5 protein-coding genes are annotated in these 4,054 nt (G+C 49.9%); 2 read left to right on the forward strand and 3 right to left on the reverse strand.

Annotated features, from left to right (window positions below; all coding sequences use genetic code 11):
* Positions 1–270 (forward strand): zinc ribbon domain-containing protein (locus FTU55_RS14590; RefSeq protein ID WP_180047450.1); only part of this gene is annotated, 270 nt, incomplete at its 5' end.
* A 22-nt stretch (positions 271–292) separates the two neighbouring features.
* Here FTU55_RS14590 and FTU55_RS14595 read toward each other — a convergent pair.
* Positions 293–802: an ureidoglycolate lyase gene (locus FTU55_RS14595; RefSeq protein ID WP_180047452.1), complete on the reverse strand. Its 510-nt coding sequence runs from the start codon at positions 800–802 to the stop codon at positions 293–295.
* 104 nt (positions 803–906) lie between these two features.
* Positions 907–1,914: an allantoicase gene (gene alc, locus FTU55_RS14600; RefSeq protein WP_180047454.1), complete on the reverse strand. Its 1,008-nt coding sequence runs from the start codon at positions 1,912–1,914 to the stop codon at positions 907–909.
* Positions 1,915–2,126: 212 nt separating this feature from the next.
* Here alc and hpxO point away from each other — a divergent pair, with 212 nt between their 5' ends.
* Positions 2,127–3,284 (forward strand): FAD-dependent urate hydroxylase HpxO, encoded by a 1,158-nt coding sequence (hpxO, locus tag FTU55_RS14605; RefSeq protein WP_104513247.1) that lies wholly within the window; start codon positions 2,127–2,129, stop codon positions 3,282–3,284.
* Between the two features lie 34 nt (positions 3,285–3,318).
* On the opposite strand, the gene FTU55_RS14610 is transcribed toward hpxO, so the two are convergent.
* A complete protein-coding gene (locus tag FTU55_RS14610; protein ID WP_016658725.1) occupies positions 3,319–3,858 on the reverse strand; it encodes a GNAT family N-acetyltransferase in 540 nt (179 codons plus the stop codon).
* Positions 3,859–4,054: the final 196 nt, after the last annotated feature.

Raw genomic sequence — 4,054 nt, forward strand, 5'->3', positions numbered from 1 at the left:
TTTTCAGCACTCAAAACCATGCTCAAGTATAAATGCGAGAACGCAGGGGTCATGTTTGAGGAAGTCAACGAGAGATTCACAACCCAAACCTGTTCGAGCTGCGGTGCAATCACCGCAAGCAGTCCGAAAGGTAGAGCAGATTTGCGAATAAGAGTATGGAAATGTGAATGCGGAAGTGTAAATCAACGCGATTTAAACTCCGCCAAGAACATACTTGCGCTTGGGCATAAGCGTCTAGCAGTAGGAATCACCCTCCTTTCAGGTGGGTGAGGATGTCAAACCAAATGGAGAATTAAATCTGGGCAGAAACAATCTGGATGGGTGAGTTGAATTCATATACATCGCAGTTGGGACCAGAGCCAATCCGGTCAATCACGGCAAAATCGCTGGGTGCCTCCAGCGTCAGCAGGGGATGATGCCAGGTCCCGGCGCGGTAATTCACGCCTTGGGAACCATCGCTAATAAACGCTTGAAGCTGGCTGAGTTCTGGCTCATCTGTATTTAAACCCGGTGCCACCACCACCAGAAAGGCTTGCCCCTGCATCGGAATAAAAGCCTGCGACCCTTGAGGATGGCGCTCCAGCATTGCTACCTGAAACGGTATTTGGGTACTCTGGATATTGCGGAAAATACTGATGCCTGCTTGTCCTTCACCAAAAATTTCCGTCATGGCCAGCGCATGATAACGCTCGGTTTGGGCATGGTTAATATGAAAATAGTCATGTCCCTGACAGCTAATCACTTCACCAAAAGGGGCAAAATTGTCCAGGGTCAATGCTTGAATCTGAATGGTATTTTTCATGTTGTTTGAGAGTTCCTGGGCGGGTATTTTTATGGTCATCATCAACTGGTAGAGATGGAGGTCGCTGTCAGCCTGTGGAGTGGGCCAACAGCGACGCTGGTGCGTTAGTCCACCAGTGTGCCCCAGAGGCGAATCCGGCTGATGCCGCCGTCGGGAATCATATTGACCCGGATATGCGAGATTTTATCGTGCTTTAAAATCTGCTCGATAAAGGAATGCACATGGTCCATCTGCATGGGCTGCGCCTCCAGTAAAAATGGCCAGAACATGCTTTGTGGAATCAGTTGCGGATCGGTGGCATCTTCAATATAGACGGCCTGAATCGACACTTCTGCCGGGTAGTTGCCCTTGAAATGGGCGGTGTCGATATCAATTTTTTCAATCTGGCCGGCCTGTCCCAAAGCCAGAATACACCAGTCAAAGCCGGGCGTGCGGCGGCGTTTGGTTTCCCAGCCATCGCCCATATTGATGCTACGACCCGGATTAATCAGATTGCGTGGATGGCCAAAGTGGGCATCGCTATAGGTAATTACCCGGCCGCCGTTTTCAAGCGCCAGTAAATCCAGTGTACCCTGATGATCTGTGGTCTGAATTTTCACCTCGCCATATACGCGAAAACGTGCCACACCGCCATCGGGGAAAATATTCAGACGCACATGGGTATAGACCGCATCAGAGCTGACTTCAAACAGATGATGCTGGCTGGGTCCCAAAATACTGTTGGCTAAAAGCGGCTGCCATTCGGCCTGCTCCAGATTACCTTGCGGCGCATAGCAGGCTTCGACACTGGCTGAAGCGGGATAGTTACCGCTAAAAAAGGTGGTATCAATATCCAGCGCCTGAATTTTGCCAGCCACACCTAACTGGACAATGGCCCAGTCATAACCGGCATGGCGCTTGCGGCGGGTTTCCCAGCCGTCCATCCATTTGCCATGATCATCAAATTTATCTTCCACAAATACTGGTGCTGCAAATTGCAGCATACGCTGCGCATCGGCAAAAAAATCATCTGAACATTCAAGAACTTTTGCACCAATACGGGTATCTGCCAGGTTGGTTAGTGTTTGAAGCTGGGGCGGTAGGTCAAATGTTGGTGCAATTAAAGTGGCCATAATTCTCTTCCATTTATTGTTCATTCACAGCAGGCACGGCCGTGCATCGAAATCAGGCAGTGGCGCCAGATTTGGCTTGTACAGCAGGCCTATTACTACGGGTAGAAGCACAGCCTGTGCCAACTTCTGGCCATGCGACCCAGGCTAAGCATGAAATGGCACGTTTTTCGCTTCAGCTGTTCAGTTTTGACAGGCAAGCCTTGGGAGGAAAAATGAAAATTACAATTATTGGTGCAGGTATTGGCGGATTAACCACAGGGATTGCACTAAAAAAGTTTGGCCATGAAGTGCGTATTTATGAACAGGCCGAGCAGATTCTTCCGGTGGGCGCGGCCATTTCCCTGTGGTCCAATGGGGTGAAGTGCCTGAATTACCTCGGACTGACCGAGCAGGTGGCCGAGCTGGGCGGGCAGATGGATCATCTGGCCTATGTCGATGGCCTGAGCGGTGATGTGATGACCCAGTTCAGCCTGACGCCGTTAATTGAAGAAGTCGGGCAGCGTCCGTATCCGGTGTCGCGCGCGGAACTGCAAAATATGCTGATGGATGCATTTGGTCGTGAGCACATCTATTTAGGCAAGAAAATGGTGGCACTCCAGGAAGATGGTTCACAGGTGACGGTCAGCTTTGCTGATGGCACACAGCTACAAACCGAACTGCTGGTCGGGGCCGATGGTACCCACTCTTTAACCCGCGCCTATGTACTGGATGAAACCGTCGCGCGCCGTTATGCCGGTTATGTCAACTGGAATGGTCTGGTGGAGGTGTCCGAACAGCTGGCCCCGGCCGACCAGTGGACTACCTTTGTCGGAGAAGGCAAGCGCGCTTCCCTGATGCCGGTGGCCGATCAGCGTTTTTATTTTTTCTTTGATGTGCCGCTAGCGGCCGGACTGGAGAATGACCGCAGCCAGTATAAAACACTGTTAAAACAGTATTTTCAGGGCTGGTGTCCGCAGGTGCAGCAGCTGATAGACTCGATTGATGAACAGCGCACCAATCGCGTGGAAATTCATGATATTGAGCCTTTCGCCAATTTTTATAAAGGCCGGGTGGTGCTAGTGGGAGATGCCGCACATAGCACCACGCCAGATATTGGGCAGGGTGGTTGTCAGGCCATGGAAGATGCTATTTATCTGGCGCGTGCCTTACAAATTAATACCCTGGGTATGCAGGATGCCTTAAGCCGCTACCAGAATAAACGTAATGAGCGCGCCAATGAGCTGGTGCTGCGCGCGCGTAAACGCTGTGATGTTACGCATATGAAAGACCAGCAGGTGACGGAAGCCTGGTATGCCGAACTGCGCCAAGAGCAGGGGCCACATATCATGAAAGGCATTATCAGCAATATAGTCGGTAATCCGCTGGATTAAATTTTCTGTGCTAGGTGTCTTTAATCAACACAGGTCAATCGGCTGGTGTTGATGCTGTCTGCTCTGGTGCTGGATCCAGAATGAGTTGCATTAGTACCAGATCACGCCATTGACCAAATTTTTTTCCAACTTGGGGCATATAGCCGCAATGCTGAAAACCTAATTGCTGATGCAAGGCCATTGAACCGCTATTGTCATGGTCAATAGCGGCCACCATCACATGAACCTGATGCGCCTGCGCATGTTGAATTAAGGCTTGCATCAACTGTTTGCCCAAACCCTGCCGGCTGAATTGACGGTCAATAAACACCGAATGTTCGACTGTATGTTTAAAACCGCTGATGCTGCGGAAGGTAGAATAATCGGCATAGCCGGCAATTTGTCCGGTGTCCAGATGTTCGGCTACCAGCAGCGGAAAATTCTGTTTTTGTAATTGCTGGAACCAGTGCTGGAAATGTGCCAGATCAAAGGGCTGTTCATTCCAGGTGTTTACATGCTGTAGCACTTCCGGGTTATAAATCGCCTGAATGGCAGCAAGATCGTGTTCGGTGGCAGGACGAAGATGAAAGCGCATAAGCAGCACATCAGGATAGGAATGAGCGCATTATCATGCCGCTGCGGGCATAAAAAAAGCAAGACCGGAGTCCATTGCTGTCCCACAATTTTTCACAAGAGGAAGCTCATTTGAGCTTCCTCTTGTTTTATGGGTATTTTATCGGGTGAAAATAAAGCTTTTAAAGTTCTTCTTTCAAACAAATTCACTTGAATTA

Source organism: Acinetobacter sp. YH12117, assembly GCF_013418865.1.
Classification (GTDB): domain Bacteria; phylum Pseudomonadota; class Gammaproteobacteria; order Pseudomonadales; family Moraxellaceae; genus Acinetobacter; species Acinetobacter indicus.

Coding starts and splice junctions, on each gene's coding strand:
- FTU55_RS14595 (WP_180047452.1), bottom strand. CDS start 802: ATGAAAAATACCATTCAGATTCAAGCATTGACCCTGGACAATTTTGCC.
- hpxO (WP_104513247.1), top strand. CDS start 2,127: ATGAAAATTACAATTATTGGTGCAGGTATTGGCGGATTAACCACAGGG.
- FTU55_RS14610 (WP_016658725.1), bottom strand. CDS start 3,858: ATGCGCTTTCATCTTCGTCCTGCCACCGAACACGATCTTGCTGCCATT.
- alc (WP_180047454.1), bottom strand. CDS start 1,914: ATGGCCACTTTAATTGCACCAACATTTGACCTACCGCCCCAGCTTCAA.